Annotated in this window: 4 protein-coding genes; 3 read left to right on the top strand and 1 reads right to left on the bottom strand. The window is 29.8% G+C overall.

All coding sequences use genetic code 11. The features are described 5' to 3' along the window. Together JJD95_RS19990 and JJD95_RS19985 are read left to right on the top strand one after the other, a co-directional pair. Nucleotides 1-675, top strand: a 675-nt coding sequence (locus JJD95_RS19990) for a DUF4829 domain-containing protein (protein ID WP_291645259.1), incomplete at its 5' end; no start/stop codon positions are given. A gap of 289 nt (nt 676-964) precedes the next feature. Then, on the top strand, nt 965-1,267 hold the full coding sequence (locus JJD95_RS19985; RefSeq protein WP_291645256.1) for an MGMT family protein: 303 nt from the start codon (nt 965-967) through the stop codon (nt 1,265-1,267). A gap of 106 nt (nt 1,268-1,373) precedes the next feature. Here the strand turns inward: JJD95_RS19985 and JJD95_RS19980 are convergent, their stop codons facing one another. Then, entirely contained in the window at nt 1,374-1,580 is a 207-nt protein-coding gene (locus JJD95_RS19980) for a DUF378 domain-containing protein (RefSeq protein WP_291645255.1), read from the bottom strand. Nucleotides 1,581-1,826: 246 nt separating this feature from the next. Between JJD95_RS19980 and purB the strand changes: the two genes are divergently transcribed. Beyond that, complete coding sequence (gene purB / locus JJD95_RS19975) at nt 1,827-3,257, top strand: adenylosuccinate lyase (RefSeq protein ID WP_291645253.1); 1,431 nt, start codon at nt 1,827-1,829, stop codon at nt 3,255-3,257. The last annotated feature ends 255 nt before the right edge of the window (nt 3,258-3,512 follow it).

The raw sequence follows: 3,512 nt of genomic DNA, 5'->3' as shown, positions 1-3,512 counted from the left end.
GTCATCAAAAATACTGATGCGGCTTTTCGCAGGCAGTATGCTGAGTCTATGCTGAGCGTCATGCAAAAAAGTTTGCATCCAAAGACAATGCTATCAACTAATTTTTATGGAGGTGAGAAAGTTATGAAACAACGGTTTACATCAATTTTTGATATGAAAGTAAAAAAGGAAGGCGTAATGTTATTTGCAATTGTTCTTGTTGCCACTTTGATGGCAGGAATGCTAGTTTCATGTGCAACCGCGACGGATGGCACAAACACTCCCCCACCATCATCCAGCGAAAATAAAACAACAAAAGATACTACCCAAGTTGGTAAAACTAATAATGTTGTAGTGAGTATTGAAAAATCTGATAAGTTTAGTGAAGAGGAAATAAATGATGCAATAAATTGTGTGAATAAAAAATTCAAGGATTTTGAGGGATGTAATCTTACGAAATTATGGTATGATGAAGAAAAATCAAATAATTTTATTGAAGGGTATTTGAAAAATGGTAAAGGTTCAGTGAATGGTGTCAAGGTTGAGAATGTAATTGTTTTGCTGTCTAATTTTGATGTAGATTCTTCAGGTGGTGATGGGAGTTTAGATCCAAATTCAACTTCTTCCAATTGGAATTGGATATTAATTAGGGATAGTAAAACAGGTAATTGGAAAGTTGATGATTGGGGATATTAGAAATCAATTGGTTCTGAAATTTCAAATATGAATGTAAAGGCGTAATAAAATTACATTTATAGAAATATTTTATTCGTTAGCCGGAATATCTCATCATATACGGAATATTAATGGTTAGATTTAATCTTATTAAACTTAATCCTATATTTTTTTTACTAGGATACACAGGATTCCACCTTATAAACTTTTTACTAATAATAAGAAGTAGAAACATGGGCTATATAGATTATAAAATTGGTGAAACCTATAAATAATATATAATCATCAAAAAGTTAGAAAGGGGTTTAAAATGGAACCTTTTACAGAAAGAGTTGTAGAAATTATAAAAGACATACCAGAAGGTAAAGTGATGACATACGGTCAAATTGCAGCCATTGCCGGAAGCCCAAGAGGAGCTAGGCAGGTGGTTAGAATTCTTCATTCATTAAGTGAAAAATATAAACTTCCTTGGCATAGAGTTGTAAATGTAAAAGGAGAGATTGTTATAAAAGATTATGAGACACATAATTTGCAGAAGATGTTTCTAGAAAGTGAAGGGGTTTTATTTACAAGTCATAACACAATAAATCTAAATGAATTTCAATATCATTAACGTAAAAGATTTGTAAAACTTGACTTTTAAATAATAATTGGTTAAAGTAAGTAAAAATACTCCATAATAATCTATGGAGTATTTTTACTATTAATATTAAAGTGATTTAAATTTTTTTGTTTCTAAGTATGAAAACAATAATATTAACAGCTGAAAATCCTACTAAAATGTATATTGCTCTAGCTAGGAGTTGAACAGATCCAAAAATGAAACTAACTAAATTAAAATTTAATAACCCTAAAAGTCCCCAGTTTAAAGCACCCACCAATACAAATATGAACGATAGTTTGTCTATAATACTAAGCTTATACATAATTCCCCCCAAACTTTTATAATTGTTCTGTTGTATAGATTATATTAGAAATATAATCTTTTAGAACTATTTAATAATTTCTACATAACATATATAATATTATTATTGATAAATTTATATAATAAATAATATTTTGAAGAGCACAAATGCAATATACGAATATTTCTATTAAATATCATTATATTGTATGTTATAATATGAATGAAAATTGTTTTATAATCTAAATCGTACGTATGGAGGCTAAATATGAGAAATTCTTATAATACACCATTAAATAGTAGGTATGCATCAAAAGAGATGAGTTATTTATTTTCAGATGAGATGAAATTTAAAACTTGGAGGAAGCTTTGGGTTGCACTAGCTGAAGGTGAAAGGAAATTAGGAGTTAATATTACAGAAGGTCAAATTGAAGAGCTTAAATCTTATGTAGATGACGTGAATTATGAAGTGGCTGAAGAAAAAGAAAAAGAAATAAGGCATGATGTAATGAGCCATGTATATGCATATGGGGTCCAATGTCCCACCGCAAAGGGAATCATCCATCTAGGGGCTACTAGTTGTTACGTAGGTGATAATACCGACTTAATAGTGATGAAAGAAGCTATGTTATTAATTAAGAAGAAATTAATAAATGTTGTTAGTAAATCTTCAAACTTTGCATTAAAGTATAAAGATATGCCTACTTTAGGTTTTACTCATTTACAGCCAGCTCAATTAACTACTGTAGGTAAAAGGGCAACTCTTTGGATTCAAGAATTAATAATGGATCTAGAAAATTTAGACTTTGTAATAGATAAGATGAAATTAAGAGGTGTTAAAGGAACAACAGGAACTCAAGCTAGTTTTATGAATTTATTTGATAATGATGAGAAAAAAGTAAAAAACTTAGATAAATACGTAGCGAATAAAATGGGCTTTGAAGATACATATCCAGTTACTGGTCAAACTTATTCTAGAAAACTAGACTCTATAATTCTAAATACATTGTCAGAAATAGCTCAAAGTGCATATAAATTCAGTAATGATTTAAGATTACTTCAAAATATGAAAGAAGTAGAAGAACCTTTTGAAAAAAGTCAGATTGGATCCTCTGCAATGGCGTATAAAAGAAACCCTATGCGTTCTGAGCGAATTAGTGCACTAGCAAGGTATATTATAGTAAATTCATTAAATCCAGCTATAACAGCTTCAACACAATGGTTTGAAAGAACATTGGATGATTCAGCTAATAAGAGAATATCCGTAGCTGAAGCTTTCTTAGCCCTTGATGGAGTATTAAATTTATACATAAATATAACAGGGAATATGGTAGTATATGAAAAAGTAATTGCTTCTCATGTAAATAATGAGCTTCCATTTATGGCTACAGAAAATATTCTAATGGAAGCTGTTAAGAGGGGCGGGGACAGACAAGAGCTTCACGAAAGCATTAGAGTTCATTCTATGGCTGCGGCAAGACGTGTTAAAGAAGAAGGCTTAAATAATGACCTTATAGAGAGAATTATTAATGATGATATCTTTAAAATGTCAAAAGAAGAGATTTTAGCTGTAATTGACCCAGTAAAATTTGTAGGTAGAGCACCAAGTCAAGTTGTAGACTTTATAGGTGAATATGTAAATCCAATACTCGAGGCGAACAAAGATGATTTAGGTGTAGAAACTTCTATAAACGTATAATACTTAATATCATAAATAAATTAGACCACAAGAAGCTATCACTAATGTAACTATGGAATTCAAAATCAATGTGAAAAATGAAAATGCAGGAGATTTAGTATAAAATGAATTAAAATATAGAGTATAGTCGGAAAACAATAATTAACAATATCCACATTTAGGAAATAATAATATGTATCTGGATAACGAATTATACTCAAATTAATTATAGGCATAACAAAAAGACTTTTTTACACATTATTTTAAAAAAGCCGT

This window comes from Clostridium sp., from assembly GCF_016650035.1.
In the GTDB taxonomy this organism is placed as follows: domain Bacteria; phylum Bacillota; class Clostridia; order Clostridiales; family Clostridiaceae; genus Clostridium_AD.
This window is presented reverse-complemented; position numbering and strand designations above follow the sequence as displayed.